Source organism: Bacillus sp. FSL R5-0286 (genome assembly GCF_038593245.1).
GTDB classification, from domain to species: Bacteria; Bacillota; Bacilli; order Bacillales; family Bacillaceae; genus Bacillus; species Bacillus altitudinis.
In genome coordinates this window covers 2,503,810-2,525,236 of the sequence record NZ_CP151977.1, presented here as the reverse complement: position 1 = coordinate 2,525,236, position 21,427 = coordinate 2,503,810, and the positions used below count along the sequence as shown (strand labels likewise).

Below are 21,427 nucleotides of genomic sequence, written 5' to 3'. Positions count from 1 at the left end.
GAGGAAAAAGGGTTATGCCTCGAACAATCATCGAAAAAATATGGGATCAGCATGTTGTCAAAAATGGCGAGGGAAAACCAGACCTTTTATATATTGATCTGCACTTGGTGCATGAGGTGACGTCACCTCAAGCATTTGAAGGATTAAGACAAAAAGGGCGCAAGGTGCGAAGACCACAAAACACATTTGCGACGATGGATCATAACATTCCGACTGTGAATCGATTTGTGATCAAAGATGAGATTGCGAAGAAGCAAGTCAGTGCTCTAGAGCGCAACTGTGCTGAATTCGGGGTCCGTCTAGCTGACCTTCACAGTGTAGACCAAGGAATCGTTCATGTCGTTGGACCAGAGCTTGGTTTAACACTTCCGGGGAAAACAATCGTGTGTGGAGATAGTCATACATCTACTCATGGCGCATTTGGTGCACTTGCATTTGGGATTGGCACAAGTGAGGTTGAGCATGTGCTTTCCACACAAACACTTTGGCAGCAGCGTCCGAAGACACTAGAAATTAGAGTAGACGGAACGCTTCAAAAAGGGGTAACAGCCAAAGATGTCATTTTAGCAGTCATTGGCGCACATGGCGTGAAGTTCGGTTCAGGTTATGTCATTGAATACACTGGGGAAGTATTCAGAAACATGTCAATGGATGAGCGGATGACCGTTTGTAATATGTCAATTGAAGCAGGCGCAAGAGCAGGATTGATCGCACCTGATGAAGTGACCTTTGAATATTGCCGCGGACGCAAATACGCACCGCAGGGTGAAGATTTCGAAGCAGCGATCAAAGAATGGAAAGAATTAAGAACAGATCCGGGTGCGACCTATGATAAAACCATTGTTTTAGATGGAAATCATATTTCACCAATGGTCACGTGGGGAATTAACCCAGGAATGGTGCTCCCTGTGGATGCAGCAATTCCAGGACCTGAAGATTTTGCACAAGAAGATGACCAAAAAGAAGCAAAACGTGCTTATGAATACATGGGGGTTCACCCGCATCAGCGTATTGAAGATATTACGATTGAGCATGTGTTTATTGGCTCATGTACGAACTCAAGAATGACTGATTTACGCCAAGCCGCTTCTATGATTGAAGGACAAAAAGTAGCTGATCATGTCAGAGCGATTGTGGTTCCTGGCTCACAAAGTGTCAAACTGCAAGCAGAAGAAGAAGGTCTTCATGAAATTTTCCTAGAAGCAGGATTTGAATGGAGAGAATCTGGCTGTAGTATGTGCCTCAGCATGAATAACGATGTGGTGCCAGAAGGTGAACGCTGTGCATCTACATCAAACCGTAACTTTGAGGGACGTCAAGGGAAGGGTGCAAGAACGCATCTTGTCAGCCCGGCAATGGCTGCAATGGCTGCCATACATGGCCGATTTGTCGATGTCAGGAAGTTTAATCAAGAGAAAACAGTCGTGTAAGGAGTTGTGTCATAGATGGAGCCTTTAGTCACTCATAAAGGAAAAGCCGCTGTGCTTAACCGTATAAATGTAGATACAGATCAAATCATTCCGAAACAGTTTTTGAAAAGAATCGAACGAACAGGATATGGCCGATTTGCCTTTTTTGACTGGCGATATTTAGCAGATGGCAGTCCGAATCCAGATTTTGAGCTCAATCAGCCGATTTATGAAGGAGCCTCTATTTTGATCGCAGGCGAAAACTTTGGCTGCGGGTCATCAAGGGAACATGCGCCTTGGGCGCTTGATGATTATGGTTTCAAAATTGTCATTGCCCCATCTTTCGCCGATATTTTCCATCAAAACTGTTTTAAAAACGGGATGCTTCCAATCCGCCTTGATTATGATGTGTGGAAAATGTTTGCTGCATCATATGAAAACAAAGGATATGAAATGACAGTTGATCTGGAAAAACAACAGATTCAAGACCATGAAGGGAATGTTACTCCTTTCGATGTAGATCCACACTGGAGAGAAATGCTCCTGAATGGCTATGATGAGATTTCATTAACATTGTTACTAGAAGATGAGATTCAAGCATTTGAAGAAAAACGTAGCAGCTGGCTACGTGCATAAACAACGAGAAGCCGTCCCCGTGGTGTGACGGCTTCTTTTTTGCATGAAAACCTCTCGTTACTTGTGTTTACTAACCTTCGTTGGTAAACTGATAAAAAATATGCGCCCGAAAGGAACGTAAGCATGAAACATGACAAGAAGAAAGATAATGTCATTTTGTTTCCTGGTCTGAAAGAAAGACTGATTGAAAAAGGAATGGCAGCATTAAAAGATAAACAGTATCAAGAGGCGCTTCACTTATTTTCAGAAGCGAAATCGTATGATGACGATGAAGAATCCGATATTCATCTCGGTATGGCGATTTGTTTTCTAGAGCTTGGTGAGCTGCAGGATGCAAAGCGAGTCTGTGAAAAAATGCTACATGAAGGATATGGCCACTATTTCACTGTGCTTCAAGTATATATGACCATCTTAATTCAGCTGAAAGAGTACGAGGAAGTCAAACAAACAATTGAGGCAGTCCTTGAAGAAAATCACCTTCCAGCAGAAAGCGCGGAGCATTTTTATAAGCTGCTTGAATTTAGCAGAAAGATGATTGAATCACCAGAAGAGATTTTAGACGAAGACGAGGAAGGCAGCGGAGAAATCAATATAGATGAAATGCTTGAGCGGCCAGAAGAGCAGGTGCAGTTCATCCATTCGCTGAAAGACCGAAACATCACGCCGCATATGGGTCTATTAAATACGATCCTACAAAAGCCTGATGGCAACCCTTTGGTCAAATCATTGATCTTGCAACTTCTGTCAGATCATGATGTGGCAAAGCCGGTTCATGTGACGAAGTTCGGTGATTCTTTAACGCTTGTTCCTTCTGAGGCTGTCAAGCCAGAGCAAATGCCACTGCTTCAGCAAGTCCTTCGAAAGCTCGATGACACACTCGGCAATGAGAACCCAACCCTTTACCAAGGAGTTGAAGAGTTATGGCGCCGGCACTTATTTGTGCTATATCCATTTCTTCCTAAATATACGGATCCGAATCTTTGGGCTGCGGCACTTCATAAAGTCGGCTATGAAATGCATGGAATCGAGATTGACCTCGAAGAATTGCATTTATTGTATGATTTTAACGAACGAGAGCTGAGAGAAGCTTGTACAATGCTGAAAGATATTGAAGAAATTTCTTATTTGTAATTTGTCGATTTAGTTGAAAGACGGACTTGTTATGTTATAATATAATGGTTGTATTTGTGCATATATCGTGCGGTTGTAAGATTCCAACGGTTGAAAGACGTTATGTATAATCAAGTCAAATGTTGTATACATAAGACCGCTTCTTTAGCGGAGTGCGTGGTTTTTGATTGGACGAAGTCTTTATGATGCTTTAGAATGTAACAACGCACAATCTGAATAGATTTTTGGAGGGAAACACACATGTCAGTAAAATGGGAAAAACAAGAAGGTAACGAAGGTGTCTTAACAGTAGAAGTTGACGCTGAAACATTTAACAAAGCACTTGATGATGCATTTAAGAAAGTAGTTAAGCAAGTATCAATCCCTGGATTCCGTAAAGGGAAAGTACCACGTGGTCTTTTCGAGCAGCGTTTTGGAGTAGAATCTCTTTATCAAGATGCACTAGATATTCTTCTTCCAGTTGAATATCCGAAAGCAATCGACGAAGCTGGTATCGAGCCGGTTGACCGCCCTGAAATCGATGTTGAGAAAATCGAAAAAGGCGAAAGCTTAATCTTCACTGCAAAAGTAACAGTGAAGCCAGAAGTAAAACTTGGTGACTACAAAGGTCTTAACGTAGAAAAAGACGACACATCTGTATCTGATGAAGATGTCCAAGAAGAGTTAAAAGCTATGCAAAACCGTCAAGCTGAGCTTGTTGTCAAAGAAGAAGGCGCAATCGAAAACGGCGATACAGTTGTTCTAGATTTCGAAGGATTCGTTGATGGAGAAGCATTCGAAGGCGGAAAAGCTGAGAACTACTCTCTTGAAGTAGGTTCTGGTTCATTCATCCCTGGTTTCGAAGAGCAATTGGTTGGTCTTGAAGCAGGTGCAGAAAAAGACGTTGAAGTGACATTCCCAGAAGAATATCATGCTGAAGACCTTGCAGGTAAACCAGCTGTATTCAAAGTAAAAATTCATGAAATTAAAGCAAAAGAACTTCCAGCACTTGACGATGAGTTCGCTAAAGATGTTGATGAAGAAGTTGAAACGATTGCTGAATTAACTGAAAAAACGAAGAAACGTCTTGAAGAAGCAAAAGAAAACGAAGCAGAAGGCAAACTTCGTGAAGAGCTAGTAGCAAAAGCTTCTGAAAATGCGGAAGTTGACGTTCCTCAAGCGATGGTTGACACTGAACTAGACCGCATGATGAAAGAATTCGAACAACGTCTTCAAATGCAAGGGATGAACCTTGAGCTTTACTTCCAGTTCTCTGGACAAGATGAAGATGCGCTAAAAGAGCAAATGAAAGAAGATGCTGCTAAACGCGTAAAATCTAATCTTACTCTTGAAGCAATTGCTGCTGCAGAAGACCTACAAGTGTCTGATGAAGAAGTGGAAGAAGAACTTTCAAAAATGGCTGAAGCATACAACATGCCAGTTGAAAATATCAAACAAGCGATCGGTTCTACTGAAGCAATGAAAGAAGATTTAAAAGTTCGTAAAGCAATTGATTTTCTTGTAGAAAACCGTTAATATGGTGCATAATAATAAAACAGGGCGCGAGTGACTCGTGCCTTGTTTTGTACAATTTTTGACTTATCATCGCTTCTTTTGGAAACGATAGTGTAAGTCGCATCTTTCTGTCATACATATCTCAATGTGCAGTGTTACAAACACATCATTACCGTCTTTTAGGAAAGTATGGTAAAATGCATACATACTGGACCCAGAAGGGTAGCTGACTGTTAGCTACAGGCAAGTGAAGAAGAATAAGGGGTGAAAGAATGTTTAAATTCAACGAGGAAAAAGGTCAATTAAAATGCTCGTTTTGCGGAAAAACGCAAGATCAAGTGCGTAAACTGGTCGCAGGACCTGGCGTATATATATGTGATGAATGTATCGAGCTTTGCACGGAAATAGTTGAAGAAGAGCTCGGTACTGAGGAAGAAGTTGAATTCAAGGATGTTCCGAAACCTCATGAAATCCGGGAGATTCTTGATGAATATGTCATCGGACAAGAGAATGCGAAGAAATCCTTAGCTGTAGCGGTTTATAACCATTACAAGCGGATTAATTCCAACAGTAAGATTGATGATGTTGAGCTTTCGAAAAGTAACATTTCTATGATTGGACCTACAGGAAGCGGTAAAACATTACTTGCTCAAACGCTTGCACGTATCTTAAATGTTCCATTTGCGATTGCAGATGCGACGTCTTTAACAGAAGCAGGTTACGTTGGGGAAGACGTAGAGAATATTTTACTAAAGCTGATCCAAGCAGCAGATTATGATGTAGAAAAAGCTGAAAAAGGCATTATCTACATCGATGAGATCGATAAAGTAGCAAGAAAATCAGAAAACCCTTCTATCACTCGTGATGTATCTGGGGAAGGTGTACAGCAAGCCCTTTTGAAAATTCTTGAAGGAACAGTCGCTAGTGTACCGCCTCAAGGTGGACGTAAGCATCCTCATCAAGAATTCATTCAAATTGATACAACAAATATCCTCTTCATTTGTGGTGGAGCCTTTGACGGCATTGAGCAAATCATCAAACGCCGCCTAGGTCAAAAAGTGATTGGATTCGGTGCGGAAAATAAAATTGAAGATCTTGAAAAAGAAGTCCTTCTATCAAAAGTTCTGCCAGAAGACTTACTTCGCTTCGGTTTAATCCCAGAATTCATCGGTCGTCTTCCGGTTATTGCAAGCCTAGAGCCGTTAGATGAAAAAGCACTTGTAGAAATCTTGACGAAGCCTAAAAATGCGCTCGTGAAGCAATATACAAAAATGCTTGAGCTTGATGATGTTGAGCTTGAGTTTGAAGAAGATGCTCTTAGCGAAATTGCGAAAAAAGCAATTGAGCGTAAAACAGGAGCTCGTGGTCTTCGCTCCATCATTGAAGGCATCATGCTTGATGTGATGTTTGATCTTCCATCTCGTGATGATATTGAGAAATGTGTCATTACTGGTGAAACGGTTGCTGATGGTGAGCCGCCACGTCTTGTCTTAAAAGACGGTACAGTCGTGAATAAAGATACAAAAACATCAGCATAAGCCCATTTGAATGACTCCTGAATCTTTTGATTCAGGAGTTTTTTATTTATCGTGGAAGTTGTGTTTATTCCGTCCAGCTCTAGGAAATACTAGCAGACAGAAACCAATACATAACGATAGATGAAGGAGGGAGCACCGATTGAGCTGGACAGGAATCGTATTATTCATACAACTGTTCTTTGGTATCGTCATCGGGTTGTACTTTTGGAACTTACTGAAAAATCAGCGCACACAAAAGGTGACGATCGATAAAGAATCGAAGAAAGAAATGGAAGCACTCAGAAAGATGCGATCCATTAAACTGAGTGAACCTTTATCAGAGAGAGTCCGGCCAAAGGGGTTTCAAGATATTGTAGGGCAGGAAGACGGTATACGTGCACTTAAAGCTGCCCTGTGTGGACCGAACCCGCAACATGTCATCGTCTACGGGCCGCCTGGTGTTGGAAAAACAGCTGCTGCCCGTCTAGTGATGGAAGAGGCGAAGCGTCACGCTGATTCACCATTTAAAAAAGATGCAGTATTTGTTGAGCTTGATGCCACAACGGCAAGATTTGATGAACGAGGCATCGCAGACCCCTTGATTGGTTCCGTACATGATCCCATTTATCAAGGAGCAGGGGCCATGGGACAGGCAGGCATTCCGCAGCCGAAACAAGGAGCCGTCACACATGCTCATGGGGGCGTTCTCTTTATCGATGAAATTGGAGAACTGCATCCGATTCAAATGAACAAAATGCTCAAAGTGCTAGAAGATCGAAAAGTGTTTTTAGATAGTGCTTATTACAGTGAAGAAAATACGCAGATCCCGAATCACATCCATGATATTTTTCAAAATGGGTTGCCCGCTGATTTTCGACTGATTGGCGCCACGACAAGAACACCGGACGAAATTCCGCCAGCTATTCGATCAAGATGTTTGGAGATTTTCTTCAAGGATTTGGATCAGCATGAGCTGAAAATTGTTGCAGCTAAAGCAGTCGAGAAAATACAGAAGGAATTAAGTGACGAAGGACTGAACCTGTTAACATCCTATGTGAAAAATGGACGTGAAGCGGTCAACATGGTACAGATCGCCGCAGGTATGGCTGTTACTGAAAACCGAAAAGATATTACGATCGCCGATGTAGAATGGGTCATTCATTCAAGCCAGCTGACACCAAGATATGAACAAAAAGTACCGGAAAAGCCAAAGGTAGGAGTAGTAAATGGTCTTGCCGTGTATGGACCGAATAGCGGGGCTCTGCTTGAAATTGAAGTGAACATTTGTAAAGCGCTTGAAAAAGGCAGTATCAATATTACTGGTATTGCGGAAGAAGAAAGCATCGGCAATCAGTCGAAATCAATCAGACGGAAAAGTATGGCGAAGGGCTCAGTTGAAAATGTCTTAACCGTGCTTCGAAACTTAGGCATACGAACAAATGAATATGATATCCACATTAATTTTCCGGCTGGTGCCCCGATTGATGGGCCGTCTGCTGGAATTGCGATGGCCACAGCCATTTTCTCAGCCATTCATCAAATCCCGATTGATCATTTAACGGCGATGACCGGTGAGATTGGATTACAAGGTCAGGTGAAGCCGATCGGCGGTGTCATACCAAAAATCAAGGCAGCCAAACAAGCGGGTGTCAAAACAGTGATCATCCCTTATGACAATCAGCAGTCGATCTTAAAAGAGATTGAAGGGGTTACGATTGTGCCTGTGAAGCATTTCCAAGAAGTGCTGGATCAGTGTTTGGTCAATCCGCCAGATGAGAAGAAAGATGGACTAGAAGAAGAAATGAAAAGGAAATCTGTTTAATCCCCATCTCATATGGGGATTTTTTAGTGAAATAGATCTTTTTTTCTTTTTCAAGATAAAAAGAAAGGGTATACTACGGTAAGATCATCATTTCTCAAGTCTTTTACATTGTACAAGACTGAAACAGGTATATTATAATGATTCATACTAGTGACGGAGGTGTCTATCAACATGGCAGATGAAATCAAAAAGAATGTTCCGCTCCTTCCGCTGCGAGGCTTGCTTGTTTATCCAACAATGGTCTTGCATTTGGACGTTGGGCGCGAAAAGTCTGTTCAAGCATTAGAACAGGCCATGATGAACGATCATATGATTTTTCTAGCAACACAGCGGGAAATTTCAATAGATGAACCAGGTGAAGAGGAAATTTTCAAAGTCGGCACCTACACAAAAATTAAACAAATGCTGAAGCTGCCAAATGGAACGATTCGTGTGCTCGTCGAAGGCTTAAATCGAGCGCAGATCGAATCCTACATGGAGCTAGAAGACTATACGTCAGTCGATATTAAAGAGTTGACAGAAGAAGAATTAAAGGACGCAGAAGCAGAAGCACTCATGCGCACTTTGTTAGATCATTTTGATCAGTACATAAAAATTTCAAAAAAAATCTCAGCTGAAACATATGCAACGGTGACGGATATTGAAGAACCTGGAAGAATGGCGGATATCGTCGCTTCCCACCTTCCTTTGAAATTAAAAGACAAGCAAGAAGTGCTGGAAACAGTCGATGTCAAAAAACGGTTGAATCGGGTCATCAGTCTCATTCACAATGAAAAAGAAGTGCTAGAGATTGAAAAGAAAATTGGCCAGCGTGTCAAACGTTCAATGGAGCGAACGCAAAAAGAATATTATTTACGCGAACAAATGAAAGCTATTCAAAAAGAGCTTGGAGACAAAGAGGGGAAAACAGGCGAAGTAAGTACGCTTATGGCTAAAATTGAAGAGTCCGGTATGCCAGATTCTGTTCGTGAAACGGCTTTAAAAGAACTGAACCGTTATGAAAAAATCCCTTCAAGCTCTGCTGAGAGTTCTGTCATTCGCAATTATATTGATTGGCTGATCAATCTGCCGTGGGGCACTTATACAGAAGATCGTCTAGATTTAAAGCTTGCAAGCGAAATTTTAGATGACGAGCACCACGGGCTTGAAAAAGTAAAAGAGCGGGTACTCGAATATCTTGCTGTTCAGAAACTGACAAATTCATTAAAGGGACCGATTCTTTGCTTGGCAGGACCTCCTGGGGTAGGGAAGACGTCACTTGCTAAATCCATTGCCAAATCACTCGATCGAAAGTTTATCCGTATCTCTCTTGGCGGTGTACGTGATGAATCTGAGATCCGTGGTCATCGAAGAACTTATGTAGGTGCGATGCCTGGCCGTATCATTCGCGGGATGAGCAAGGCGGGCACAATGAATCCGGTCTTTCTTTTAGATGAAATTGATAAAATGTCTTCTGACTTTAGGGGAGATCCGTCTTCTGCGATGCTTGAAGTGTTAGATCCAGAGCAAAATCATAATTTTAGCGATCATTATATTGAAGAGACATTTGATTTGTCTCAAGTCTTATTTATCGCAACTGCCAACAATTTAGCAACCATTCCAGGTCCACTTCGTGATAGAATGGAGATTATCACGATTGCAGGGTATACGGAAGTTGAAAAAGCAGAAATTGTGAAAGATCACCTTCTGCCGAAGCAGCTAAAGGAGCACGGATTAAAGAAAGGGAACTTGCAGCTTCGTGAAGCAGCGATTTACGATATGATTCGCTATTACACGAGAGAAGCAGGAGTCCGCGGGTTAGAGCGTCAGCTTGCTGCGATTTGCCGAAAAGCGGCAAGAGCAATTGTGGCTGAAGACCGCAAACGCATCACAGTGACGGAAAAGAACTTATCTGAATTCCTCGGAAAAAGACTTTACCGTTATGGTCAGGCGGAAACGACAGATCAGGTCGGCGTTGTCACAGGCCTTGCATATACCACAGTTGGCGGAGACACCTTGTCCATCGAGGTCTCACTCTCACCGGGTAAAGGCAAGCTTTTGCTAACAGGTAAGCTCGGTGATGTCATGAGAGAATCTGCGCAGGCGGCATTCAGTTATATTCGTTCAAAAGCAGATGAACTGAACATTGATCCTCAATTTAATGAAAAGCACGATATTCATATCCATGTTCCAGAGGGGGCGGTTCCAAAGGACGGGCCATCAGCTGGTATTACCATTGCGACGGCTCTTGTATCAGCACTCACAGGACGTCCTGTTTCAAAAGAGGTTGGCATGACAGGAGAAATTACGTTAAGAGGAAGAGTGCTTCCGATTGGCGGATTAAAAGAAAAAGCATTAGGCGCACATCGTGCAGGACTGAAAACGATTATTCTTCCAAAGGACAATGAGAAGGATATTGATGATATTCCTGAAAGTGTGAGAGAAGGATTAACTTTTATTCCGGTTTCACATTTAGATGAGGTGCTTGAGAAAGCGTTAGTAGGAGAGGGAAGATGAAAGTAACAAAATCAGATATCGTCATTAGTGCGGTGAAACCAGAGCAGTACCCGAGCGGGGGACTGCCTGAGATCGCACTTGCTGGACGATCAAATGTTGGAAAGTCCTCGTTCATTAACTCATTGATTAATCGGAAAAATTTAGCGCGTACGTCTTCTAAACCAGGAAAGACCCAGACGCTTAATTTTTACATTATTAATGATATGCTCCATTTTGTGGACGTCCCAGGTTATGGCTTTGCGAAAGTATCAAAAACAGAGCGCGAAGCATGGGGGAGAATGATCGAAACGTATATTACAATGCGTGAAGAGTTAAAAGCAGTCGTCCAAATTGTGGATCTGCGTCATAAGCCATCCGCAGATGATGTGAACATGTATGAATTCCTTAAATACTATGGAGTTCCTGTGATCATTATTGCGACAAAGGCCGATAAAATTCCAAAAGGCAAATGGGAAAAGCATGCGAAAGTCGTCAAACAGACACTCGACATCGACCCATCAGATGAATTAATCCTTTTCTCTTCTGAAACAAAAAAGGGAAAAGATGAAGCATGGAATGCGATTCTTGCGAAGATTAACAGTTAAAAGAAAGGCATCTGCACATAGCAGATGCCTTTTTATTGTATAAGTTATTTCCTTTTTAAAAATAATAAGAGGAGACTGACGGCAATCAATACATATGGCCAGTACAATTCAAAACCGGAAGTAGGGATCGAAAGTGTGCTAAGTTGCTTTGTAATTTGTTGAAAGAAATAAAGGAATAGACCGAGTGCAATGAGAACAACACTTTCTATTCGATATTCCTTTTTCTGTGATGATTTCATCAAAAGCGCGAGGCCGACGATGAACACAATCATCGTAAATGTATCTGGCCAGTGTTCTAATTTCGGCTGAAGGATAAAGTGTAGCGCAAGGCCTGTCATGAGCATACCGATAAACACATGAGAGGTTTCCTGTTCCTTCTTTCCTTGATATAAGAAAGCAAGGCCAAAAAGCAGTACAAGTGTATACCATTTCTCCTGATCTTTCCAAATGTCAAATTGATCTCCTGAGAGAATGGCATATAGTGCTACAGCCAGCAAAGTGAGCGGCAGCAAAATAGATTTCTTCTTCAAAGATGTCACCTTCTTATAAGCAGATCATTTGTCCGCACGCGCCAAATCTGGTAAATTGCTTGAAGTGATGATATGGCATTCGATGTCGAACATTTTTCTACTATATCACAACATTTTTGAAATCTGTTCACAATTTTTATCCAGTTAAAAATGAATATATGTTATAATCATTATAAATAATAAATTCTATATTGTAATTATTATAAATTAGACAGGGCGTTGGGGGTGCAAGCTGAAGTTATGCATATTCTTGTTGTGGGTTTAGATTATAAAACAGCCCCTGTTGAGATACGGGAACAGCTGAGCTTTGAACCGAGCGAGCTCGGAACAGCGATGTCCAAGCTTAAAGAAGAAAAAAGCATTCTAGAGAATATCGTCATCTCAACATGTAATCGAACAGAGATCTACGCAGTTGTAGATCAGCTTCATACTGGTCGGTTTTATATAAAAAGATTTTTAGCAGATTGGTTCGGTTTAGAAAAAGAAGATGTCTCTCCATATTTGAAGTTTTATGAAAATGATGGAGCGGTTGAGCATTTATTCCGGGTTGCCTGTGGACTTGATTCTATGGTCATTGGTGAAACACAAATACTCGGTCAAGTGCGCTCAAGCTTTAAAGTCGCTCAAGAGGAGAAGACCATTGGTACCGTTTTCAATTATTTGTTTAAGCAGGCGGTAACAGTTGCGAAGCGCTCTCATGCGGAAACAGATATTGCGTCTAATGCTGTATCTGTCAGCTATGCGGCAGTGGAACTTGCCAAAAAAATCTTTGGACGTCTTTCTGATAAACATGTCCTTATTCTTGGTGCGGGTAAAATGGGCGAGCTGGCGGCTCAAAACCTTCAAGGTCAAGGGATTGGCCAGGTAACAGTCATCAATCGAACGTTTGAAAAGGCCAAAGAACTGGCCGGCCGCTTTTCAGGAGAGCCTAAGAGCTTGAATCAATTAGAAAAAACTTTATCTGAAGCGGATATTTTAATTAGCTCTACTGGGGCTAAACAATTTGTGATTACAAAAGAAATGGTCGAAAAAGCGAACAAACAGAGAAAAGGCAGACCTCTATTCATGGTGGATATTGCAGTACCACGTGATTTAGATCCAGCTATTTCTGAAGTAGAAGGTGCTTTTTTGTATGACATTGATGACCTTGAGGGCATTGTGGCAGCTAACCTGAAAGAGCGCCGTGCAGTAGCTGAAGAGGTGGAGCTTCTCATCGAAGCTGAAATTGTGGAATTTAAGCAATGGCTTAATACGCTCGGAGTGGTTCCTGTGATTTCTGCTTTAAGAGAAAAAGCACTCTCGATTCAAGCGGATACGATGCAAAGCATCGAACGAAAGCTTCCAAACCTCACAAATCGTGAAATGAAGCTGTTAAATAAACATACGAAAAGCATCATCAATCAAATGCTGAAAGATCCTATCTTAAAGGCCAAAGAAATTGCCGGGGAGCCGAATGCAGAGGAAAAACTTTTACTCTTTAAAGAAATCTTTGATTTACAGGTTGAAGATGAAGAGCAAAAGGCAGAGCCGATGCAGGTGGAGCAAGGGGCATTTCAGCTGTTTAAAACAAATATGGCACAAGGCCTTGCTACAGTTGCCAGTGAGTGATTAGGCGATGATGGAATCCATTGTAGCGAGACTAGGTGAAGCGACGATCTTGATCTATGCACTCAGCGTCTTGTTCTATTTCATAGATTTTCTTCAACACAACCGGAAGGCTGGAAAAATGGCTTTCTGGTTGCTTTCTATTGTCTGGCTGCTGCAAACAGTCTACATGTTTTATATTATGATGGAAACAGACCGATTCCCTGTGTTGAATGTAGCAGAGGGGTTATATTTTTATACGTGGGTGCTTGTGACATTGTCACTTGTTTTGACAAAAGTATTACGTGTTGAATTTATTGTCTTTTTTACAAATGTGATTGGTTTTTCCATGATGGCGATTCACACCTTTACACCATCTGATCTTCATTCTGCCGAACTGACGGGAAAGCTGACGAGTGAGCTGCTCGTCATTCATATTACGATGGCCATTTTATCATACGGCGCTTTTTCACTTTCATTTGCTTTTTCACTACTCTACCTATTTCAATATCGTTTGCTGAAAAAGAAAAAATGGGGAAAATGGCTTTTGAGAATTGAAGACTTATCAAAGCTTGATCACATGGCGTATGTCTTAAATATTATTGGCGTGCCGATGCTCTTGCTTAGTTTAATTCTTGGCATTATATGGGCATATATTTCGTATGATACGTTGTACTGGACAGATGCAAAGGTGCTCGGTTCGTTTATTATGCTGTTTTTATACGGCTTTTACTTATACATTAGACTGGTGAGAAATATGCAGGGCAAAATCGTGGCGCGATGGAATGTCGCTTCATTTCTTGTGCTGATGATCAATTATTTTCTGCTTGGTAGCTTATCAACCTTTCATTGGTTTCAATAATGATGAGTCTTAAGGGCATTGTCGGGAGGAAGACGTAATGCGTACAATTAAAGTAGGTTCTAGACGAAGCAAACTTGCGATTACACAAACAAAATGGGTCATTCAAAAGTTGTCTGAACTAAACCCTTCTTATTCTTTTGAAATTAAAGAGATTGTGACAAAGGGTGATCAAATTTTAGATGTGACCTTATCAAAGGTTGGCGGAAAAGGTCTGTTTGTTAAAGAGATTGAACAGGCAATGCTGAACCATGACATTGACATGGCGGTACACAGCATGAAAGATATGCCGGCCTCTCTTCCGGAAGGTTTAGTCATCGGCTGTATTCCTGAGCGTGAAGATGTGCGGGATGCATTGATTTCAAAGGATCATCTCCGTCTTCATGAACTGCCAAAGGGAGCGGTTGTGGGAACGAGCAGCTTACGGCGCAGTGCCCAGCTTCTTCAGGAGAGACCAGATCTTGAGATTAAATGGATCCGTGGAAACATTGATACGAGACTTGAAAAACTGAAAAATGAAGAATATGATGCGATTATTCTAGCGGCTGCCGGATTGTCTAGAATGGGCTGGAGTCAAGAAGTCGTGTCGGAATTTTTATCTCCTGATACTTGCCTTCCTGCTGTAGGGCAGGGCGCATTGTCGATAGAATGCCGGGGAGATGACGAAGAGCTATTGCAGCTGTTAGCTCAATTCACAAATGAGTATACAAAGAAAACGGTCCTTGCTGAAAGAGCTTTCCTTCAACAAATGGATGGAAGCTGTCAAGTGCCGATCGCTGGTTACGCAACGATGAATGAGCGTGATGAAATTGAATTGACAGGTCTTGTGGCATCTGCGGATGGGCATACGATTATTCGAGAAACCGTAACAGGTACTGACCCTGAGGCAATTGGAACAGCATGTGCGAAGCAGATGGCTGATAAGGGAGCAAAGGATTTGATTGACAAGGTGAAAAAGGATCTGTCTTCCCAATGACGATAGCCAAATCGCTTTACGGACAGACGGTGCTTGTCACTCGAAATGAACGTCAAGCGGGTGCGTTTCAGCAGAAAATTGAAGCGCTGAACGGCCATGCTGTTTTAACCTCTCTTATCAGGTTTGAGCCAACGCTGACAAAAGAAAAAGCGAAGGCATTTTTAGAAGATTTAGAAGCAAGCCATTGGCTTGTGTTTACGAGTGTAAATGGTGCGTCTTTTTTTCTCAGTTATATAGAGAAGCATCAATTACATCAAAGCTTATCCCACTTGAAAGTGGCGGCCGTAGGTGAAAAAACATCTGCCTATCTGATGCAGCGCGGCTTAAAAGTGGATGTGGTTCCAGAACGTTTTATAGCAGAAGAACTGGCAGATGCTTTAATTGAACATGTACACCCAGAAGAATGTGTCTTTGTAGCAAAAGGTCACCTGTCACGAGATGTGGTGAAGAATACCCTCGTTCCGCTTGGCATTGACGTAAAAGAGTGGATTATATATGAAACAGTGAAGGATGAGGACGGAATTATCGCACTCAAGTCGGCAATGATGGAGCAATCATTTGATTTTATTACATTTACAAGCTCCTCCACTGTTCATTCTTTTATGCACGCTATGGAGGCTGATATCGATAGATTAGCTGCATCAGACACATGTTTTGTGAGCATCGGTCCTCTTACACAAGAGGCACTGCTTCAATACGGGATTTCTTCTGAAACCCCAGATACTTATACGATAGACGGGATGCTTGATTTGATGTGCCGTTTATCTGAAAGGAAGTTGAACCAATGATGAAATTTAACAGACACCGCAGATTGCGTACAAGCGCAGGAATGAGAGAATTGGTGAGAGAAACATTTTTAAGACCCTCTGATTTCATTTATCCCATCTTTTTTGTAGAGGGAGAGAATGTCCGGAAAGAAGTCCCTTCAATGCCGGGTGTCTATCACATTTCAGTTGATCTTGTGAAAGAAGAAGTCCAAGAGCTTGTTGACCTTGGGATTAAATCTATCATTGTTTTTGGGGTACCAGACCATAAAGACCATGTAGGCAGTGAAGCTTATCACGATCATGGGATTGTTCAAAGAGCAACGCTTGAAATCAAAAAGCATTTCCCTGAGCTAGTGGTCATTGCAGATACTTGCTTATGCCAATATACAGATCACGGACATTGCGGAATCGTTGAAGATGGAGAAATTTTAAATGATGAATCTCTTCAGCTCTTAGCGAAAACCGCTGTCAGTCAGGCTCGTGCAGGTGCAGATATCATTGCTCCATCAAACATGATGGATGGCTTTGTTATCGCAATTCGTGAGGCGCTTGATGAGGCCGGCTTTGTTCATGTGCCTGTCATGTCATATGCTGTGAAATATGCAAGTGCTTTTTACGGTCCGTTTCGTGATGCGGCGCATAGCACACCGCAGTTTGGAGATCGTAAAACGTATCAAATGGACCCTGCAAACCGCTTAGAAGCACTGAGAGAAGCGCAGTCTGATGTAGAAGAAGGCGCTGACTTCCTGATCGTGAAGCCGTCACTTTCATACTTAGATATCATGCGTGATGTGAAAAATGAATTTACACTTCCTGTTGTTGCGTACAATGTGAGCGGAGAGTATGCAATGGTGAAAGCAGCAGCTCAAAATGGCTGGATTTCTGAAAAAGAGCTTGTTCTTGAAATGCTGACTAGCATGAAACGTGCAGGCGCAGAATTAATCATTACGTATCATGCAAAAGATGCAGCGAAATGGCTCTCAGAATAAAGAACGGATAGACAGGAGGACATTGAAATGGGACGTAGCTATGAAAAGTCAAAGCAAGCATTTAAAGAAGCGCAGCAGTTAATGCCGGGTGGTGTGAACAGCCCTGTGCGCGCATTTAAATCAGTCAATACAGACCCGATTTTTATGGAACGAGGAAAAGGCGCAAAAATATACGATATTGACGGAAATGAATATATTGATTACGTCTTATCGTGGGGACCGCTTATTTTAGGTCATACGAATGACCGTGTGGTTGAAAGTATTCAGCGAGTAGCTGAACATGGTACAAGCTTCGGTGCTTCTACTTTAGTTGAAAATGAATTAGCTAAGCTTGTATCAGAACGAGTTCCTTCTATTGAGGTCATTCGTATGGTCAGCTCTGGAACAGAGGCGACGATGAGTGCGCTTCGTCTAGCACGTGGTTTTACAGGCAGAAACAAAATTGTGAAATTTGAAGGCTGTTATCATGGCCACGGTGATTCTTTGCTCATTAAAGCTGGTTCGGGTGTGGCAACGCTTGGACTTCCGGATAGCCCTGGTGTCCCTGAAGGTACAGCAAGCAATACGATCACCGTTCCATACAATGATTTAGAAAGCATCAAAGTCGCTTTTAAAGAATTTGGAGACGACATTGCAGGTGTCATTGTAGAACCAGTTGCAGGAAATATGGGGGTTGTCCCTCCGCAAGAAGGCTTCTTGCAAGGATTGAGAGACATCACAGAGGAATATGGCTCTTTACTCATTTTTGATGAGGTCATGACAGGCTTCCGTGTGGATTATCATTGTGCACAAGGCTATTTTGGCATTACGCCTGATCTGACATGTCTTGGTAAAGTCATCGGAGGCGGCCTGCCAGTGGGCGCTTATGGCGGTAGAGCGGACATTATGAGACAAATTGCGCCAAGCGGCCCGATTTATCAAGCAGGAACGTTATCCGGTAACCCGCTTGCGATGACAGCAGGTCTTGAAACATTAAAACAGCTGACACCTGAGTCTTATGAAGAGTTTAGACGCAAAGGAGATCGTTTGGAAGAAGGCATTTCAAAAGCGGCGAAAGCACATGGGATTCCATTAACATTTAACCGTGCCGGTTCCATGATCGGATTCTTCTTTACAAACGAACAAGTCGTCAATTACGATACAGCGAAAACAGCTGACCTCGCTTTATTCGCTGAATTCTACAAGGAAATGGCTGATCACGGCATCTTCCTTCCACCTTCACAATTCGAAGGGCTGTTCCTCTCAACTGCTCATACGGATGAAGACATCGAGTATACAATTGAGACAATTGAAAAGGTATTTCAAAAATTAGCTCAGTAACCAAAAGCCGATATGGAGACATATCGGCTTAGATCGTTGACAAAGGGTTAAAATGAACTTTATTTTAGCCCTTTGTCTTCTTTTCAGCGTGAAAGAAAACCTTTGCAATCTAGGAAGGACGAGTACTGGAGCGGAGCGAATTTGACATTCGTGAGCACCAGCGCACAGGACTGACACCGAATGCGAGGGTTTGTCTACACGCTGAGCCGATATGGAGACATATCGGCTTTTTGCTTTGCATAAAACCAATCATATTTTCACCGCCTCCTTCATACACCTGTATTGACATCTAATTTTATTTTGAAGGATTAGATGAAAGGAGGACACCGACTTGTCTCAAAACAATCGATTACAGTTTTCGGTAGAAGAGTCCATTTATTTCAAAAACGGACAGGAAGTCAGTGAGCTACTGTCAATTTCTCTCGATCCTGACATTCTCGTTCAAGAAGTGAATGATTATGTTTCCATTAGAGGTTCACTCGAGCTAACAGGAGAATACAACATAAATCAAGAGGAGCTAATGGGTGAATCCAGTTCCTATGCATCATACAGGCAGGCTGATGAGGTGAAGGTAAGGGAGGACGGAACGGCGGAGCTGCTGCATCAATTTCCGGTGGATATCACGATCCCCAAGAACAAAATTAGTCATTTAAATGATGTATTTGTGTTTATTGATGCATTTGATTACCAGCTGACAGAAAGCCGTTTGCTCACGATTCAGGCTGATTTGGCCATTGAAGGTCTGTTAGATGAAGGAACGCCTGAACCGCTTGTAGAAGGGCCATATGAATTTGTCCATCGTGCTGAAGAGGAATATGGCGATGTCACCTATGAATATCAGGCGCAGCCTGAATATGAAGAGCAAGAAATGCTACCACGTGAAGAGCATGAAGAAAATGCGGAACAGCAGGCCGCTTTGCAACATGAAGCGCGAACTGAACAAGAAGAGGATGAAATAGACATCGAGACGGTGATGGTGGAAGAAGCAGAAGAAGAGGAGGAATACGAGGAAGAAGAAGCCGTGGCGCTTGGGTATCGTTCCTTCCCAGAAGCTCAAGTACAAGAGCCGCCATTCTTTGACCCGCCTAAGCTGCTAGAAGAAGAGGAGCGGGATGATACGTTCTTTGAGGTGGAAGTGAGGAAAGACCCTGAAGCAGAGAGCAAGGAAGAAGAAGAAGAGCCAGCTTATCCAGCCTTTGAATCACCTGCTTATCAGATGGAACAGACGCAGGAAGAGCGGGATGACAGCTATCAGTTCGAACGATTATATGAACGTGAAGCACCAAAGGTGTATGAATCAGCTCAAGAAGCTGAGGAGTTTGAACATGACCAGAGAGAAGCGTCTGGCAGTGAGAATTCTCTTTATTTAACGAAGCTGTTCGCTAAGCAGGAGGAGGAAGATTTTTCTCGCATGAAAATATGTATAGTTCAGCAAGAAGATACGGTCGATCGTATTTGTGAGCGATATCAGTTGAATGTGCAGCAGCTCCTTCGAACGAATTCATTGTCGGTGGATGCAGAGCTTGAAGAAGGGCAGATTCTTTATATTCCTGAATATCAAAAAAGCAATGCATAGTATGAGATGATGGACCGAGAAAATGTGGTGAGAGAACGTGGATGAAATCCAATCTGTCCTATACGAATACGGGCTTGAGGCTGAATATATCGAACCTGTCAGTCCAGCTGTCGTTAGAGTGTATACAAAGCAGGGCGTATTTGCACTAAAGCGGGTAAAGCCCCATCGACACATGCAGTTTACAGAGCAAATGCTTGAACTAGAATCAAAAGGCTATCGCTCGTTTGTGCCGATTTATCGCACGAAGAGCGGTTCCTTTTTCTCTAATCATCGAGAAAGCCAGTACACGTATTATCTCATGCCATGGCTGACCAATGAAAAGAGAGAAGAGCAGGACGATAAACATGAATATTTATTTCAAGAGATTGCAAGACTTCATAAACGAACAGAAGTTATGATGGACATTAATGAGCAGGAAATAGAGGCTCACTACACCCAAATGAAAAGCAAATGGGAAACAGAGAAAGACATGTATGAACGATTTATCGAGCGGGCAGAACAAACATGGTATATGTCGCCATTTGAGCTGGCTGCTGCTATGTATTTTTCAGAAGCGATGTCTGCAAGTGAATTTGCACTTGAACGTTTAGAGGATTGGCATGAGGAAATGAAAGACCAAGAGACGACACGTATTGTGTTAAACCATGGGCAATTGTCAATCCATCACTTTTTGTACAATGATGTAGGTACAGGACATTTCACCAATTTTGAGCGGTCCAAAAAGGCTGCCCCCATTTATGACCTTTTGACTTTTTACTATCGCACATTCAAAACCTACCCTACTCCTTGTCCTGAATGCACATCTTTGTTTTATACGTATCAAAAGGGAAATAAACTTCGTGAGGAAGAGATTCATTTGTTCTTGAGCTACCTCGCTTATCCGCAAGGTTTGTTTGATACGGTGAAAGCCTATGAAGCAGGCGGACAGGATGAGATGGAAAGTTGTCAAGAGCTGTTAAGGGCGTATTGGCAAATGAAAAATTCTGAGCCGACCGTCATGAAAATACACGAAATTGAGCAGGCTAGACGCCTTGAAGAAGAACAAAATGCCTCGTCATCAGAAGAGTGACGAGGTTGTTTGCTGTTGCGCTATGAAATGTCTAACGAGGGACCTATACATAAGAGTGAGCCTGCAGCTTTCAGCTCTCTTAAAACCAATCAAGGTGAAAGGCACAGGCGAGAAATATAAGAATTCCTAAGATGAGGACGTCAAATGTTGTGGGAAAAATGATCGTGCGAAAGCCTTGAAATATGGCAATCGGGAGAACGACTTGGGAGGCAACTGCCCGAATTTGTCTAAGCCATGGGGGGAGTGTGTAAGGATTGATCTTTTTCAAAATAAAACGCCCTCCTTCTTTATTTTGTTATTATCATATGGGCAAAGAGGCAAAGGGTGCCTGCCCAATTTGTATAAAGAAGAAGAAAAGCGGAAAAGATGATTGACGAAAACAAAAGGCATTTAGTAATATTAATAAAAGATGAGTATAAGCTGATGAACGTGATATATCGTAAGCGTGGATCAGGAAGAGTACGAGCAAGACCCTAAAGAGAGGGAAACCAATAGCTGAAAGGTTTTCTAGGATGCACTTGTTTGGAAGGTCGCCTGTGAGCTTAATTTCTTGAAACATGTAGTAGAGAAATTCGGGAGATCCCCGTTATCCTTTAGAGAGTACGGGACACGTCTAAGTGTTTCGTGAAAAAAGGTGGTACCGCGAAAAAGCTTTTTCGTCCTTTTAT

The 21,427-nt window shown here is 42.3% G+C and carries 18 protein-coding genes and 1 other annotated feature; of the genes, 16 read left to right on the top strand and 2 right to left on the bottom strand.

Annotated elements, in window-relative coordinates; all coding sequences use genetic code 11:
• The first annotated feature begins 14 nt into the window (after positions 1-14).
• The 8 genes from leuC (at position 15) to yihA (ending at position 11,089) form a co-directional block, all read left to right on the top strand.
• Complete coding sequence (gene leuC / locus NST24_RS12985; protein WP_007501575.1) at positions 15-1,430, top strand: 3-isopropylmalate dehydratase large subunit; 1,416 nt, start codon at positions 15-17, stop codon at positions 1,428-1,430.
• Between the two features lie 15 nt (positions 1,431-1,445).
• Positions 1,446-2,045 (top strand): 3-isopropylmalate dehydratase small subunit, encoded by a 600-nt coding sequence (gene leuD / locus NST24_RS12980; RefSeq protein WP_284725543.1) that lies wholly within the window; start codon positions 1,446-1,448, stop codon positions 2,043-2,045.
• Positions 2,046-2,168: 123 nt separating this feature from the next.
• The gene (gene ddcA, locus NST24_RS12975; RefSeq protein WP_008342841.1) at positions 2,169-3,176 is read left to right on the top strand and encodes a DNA damage checkpoint antagonist DdcA; all 1,008 of its coding nucleotides are present in this window, start codon (positions 2,169-2,171) and stop codon (positions 3,174-3,176) included.
• Positions 3,177-3,416: 240 nt separating this feature from the next.
• Positions 3,417-4,691: a trigger factor gene (gene tig, locus NST24_RS12970; protein WP_017358146.1), complete on the top strand. Its 1,275-nt coding sequence runs from the start codon at positions 3,417-3,419 to the stop codon at positions 4,689-4,691.
• Positions 4,692-4,942: 251 nt separating this feature from the next.
• Entirely contained in the window at positions 4,943-6,208 is a 1,266-nt protein-coding gene (gene clpX, locus NST24_RS12965; RefSeq protein ID WP_017358145.1) for an ATP-dependent protease ATP-binding subunit ClpX, read from the top strand.
• Positions 6,209-6,347: 139 nt separating this feature from the next.
• Positions 6,348-8,009: an ATP-dependent protease LonB gene (lonB, locus tag NST24_RS12960; protein ID WP_007501566.1), complete on the top strand. Its 1,662-nt coding sequence runs from the start codon at positions 6,348-6,350 to the stop codon at positions 8,007-8,009.
• A gap of 171 nt (positions 8,010-8,180) precedes the next feature.
• Positions 8,181-10,505 carry an endopeptidase La gene (gene lon / locus NST24_RS12955; protein WP_007501564.1) on the top strand — a complete coding sequence of 775 codons (2,325 nt, stop codon included), beginning with the start codon at positions 8,181-8,183 and terminating at the stop codon, positions 10,503-10,505.
• On the top strand, positions 10,502-11,089 hold the full coding sequence (gene yihA / locus NST24_RS12950; protein WP_007501562.1) for a ribosome biogenesis GTP-binding protein YihA/YsxC: 588 nt from the start codon (positions 10,502-10,504) through the stop codon (positions 11,087-11,089). The genes lon and yihA overlap by 4 nt, the downstream gene beginning before the upstream one ends.
• Before the next feature lie 44 nt (positions 11,090-11,133).
• On the opposite strand, the gene NST24_RS12945 is transcribed toward yihA, so the two are convergent.
• Complete coding sequence (locus NST24_RS12945; protein WP_024718411.1) at positions 11,134-11,619, bottom strand: hypothetical protein; 486 nt, start codon at positions 11,617-11,619, stop codon at positions 11,134-11,136.
• Positions 11,620-11,859: 240 nt separating this feature from the next.
• Between NST24_RS12945 and hemA the strand changes: the two genes are divergently transcribed.
• The 8 genes from hemA (at position 11,860) to ysxE (ending at position 20,759) form a co-directional block, all read left to right on the top strand.
• Entirely contained in the window at positions 11,860-13,227 is a 1,368-nt protein-coding gene (gene hemA, locus NST24_RS12940; RefSeq protein WP_024718410.1) for a glutamyl-tRNA reductase, read from the top strand.
• 7 nt (positions 13,228-13,234) lie between these two features.
• A complete protein-coding gene (locus tag NST24_RS12935) occupies positions 13,235-14,065 on the top strand; it encodes a cytochrome c biogenesis protein (protein WP_008342830.1) in 831 nt (276 codons plus the stop codon).
• 37 nt (positions 14,066-14,102) lie between these two features.
• Entirely contained in the window at positions 14,103-15,038 is a 936-nt protein-coding gene (hemC, locus tag NST24_RS12930; RefSeq protein WP_024718409.1) for a hydroxymethylbilane synthase, read from the top strand.
• Positions 15,035-15,826: a uroporphyrinogen-III synthase gene (locus NST24_RS12925; protein ID WP_178896993.1), complete on the top strand. Its 792-nt coding sequence runs from the start codon at positions 15,035-15,037 to the stop codon at positions 15,824-15,826. The genes hemC and NST24_RS12925 overlap by 4 nt, the downstream gene beginning before the upstream one ends.
• Positions 15,823-16,794, top strand: a complete 972-nt coding sequence (hemB, locus tag NST24_RS12920; protein WP_007501555.1) for a porphobilinogen synthase — start codon at positions 15,823-15,825, stop codon at positions 16,792-16,794. The genes NST24_RS12925 and hemB overlap by 4 nt, the downstream gene beginning before the upstream one ends.
• 27 nt (positions 16,795-16,821) lie before the next feature.
• Positions 16,822-18,114 carry a glutamate-1-semialdehyde 2,1-aminomutase gene (gene hemL, locus NST24_RS12915; RefSeq protein ID WP_342461865.1) on the top strand — a complete coding sequence of 431 codons (1,293 nt, stop codon included), beginning with the start codon at positions 16,822-16,824 and terminating at the stop codon, positions 18,112-18,114.
• Between the two features lie 331 nt (positions 18,115-18,445).
• The gene (locus NST24_RS12910) at positions 18,446-19,690 is read left to right on the top strand and encodes a LysM peptidoglycan-binding domain-containing protein (RefSeq protein ID WP_342461864.1); all 1,245 of its coding nucleotides are present in this window, start codon (positions 18,446-18,448) and stop codon (positions 19,688-19,690) included.
• A gap of 37 nt (positions 19,691-19,727) precedes the next feature.
• Positions 19,728-20,759, top strand: coding sequence for a spore coat protein YsxE (gene ysxE / locus NST24_RS12905; protein WP_039167006.1), 1,032 nt, complete (start codon positions 19,728-19,730; stop codon positions 20,757-20,759).
• Between the two features lie 79 nt (positions 20,760-20,838).
• Here ysxE and NST24_RS12900 read toward each other — a convergent pair whose 3' ends face one another.
• Positions 20,839-21,030 (bottom strand): hypothetical protein, encoded by a 192-nt coding sequence (locus NST24_RS12900; RefSeq protein ID WP_024718406.1) that lies wholly within the window; start codon positions 21,028-21,030, stop codon positions 20,839-20,841.
• A gap of 166 nt (positions 21,031-21,196) precedes the next feature.
• Positions 21,197-21,426: a binding site (T-box leader), on the top strand.
• Position 21,427: the final 1 nt, after the last annotated feature.